Consider the following 318-nt stretch of genomic DNA (forward strand, 5'->3'; position numbering starts at 1 on the left):
ACTCGATTATCCGCGGCGGAGATATTCACCTGCGGCTGGCCTTCACCGGTTCACCGCAGGGCACTTACCTCCTGCCTCACGAGGACGTTGCGATCCATTACGAAACGGTTAGCCAGGCAACTGGCTACAGGCCCGGCAATTGCCCCTTGGCATCTGGTTGCTTGTCCCACAGTAGCGACGCTCAGTTCGGAAGGCCTGCGTCGCAACCTGGGGCTTACCGGTGCGTGGTGTGCAGCCGGGCGCGTGATGGATTCCCGCGTACACCGTCTCGGGAGCTTGCTCTCCCACCTCCACCAAGGTGACGGACTGTCGATCGGC

At 62.3% G+C, this 318-nt stretch carries 1 protein-coding gene; it reads left to right on the forward strand.

Features of this window, described 5'->3' with window-relative positions:
• Positions 1 to 87 precede the first annotated feature (87 nt).
• A partial coding sequence (locus tag ACO0K4_RS19665) for a hypothetical protein (protein WP_422958349.1) occupies positions 88 to 318 on the forward strand: 231 nt, incomplete at its 3' end.

Source organism: Undibacterium sp. RuTC16W (assembly GCF_049339445.1).
Classification (GTDB): domain Bacteria; phylum Pseudomonadota; class Gammaproteobacteria; order Burkholderiales; family Burkholderiaceae_D; genus Undibacterium.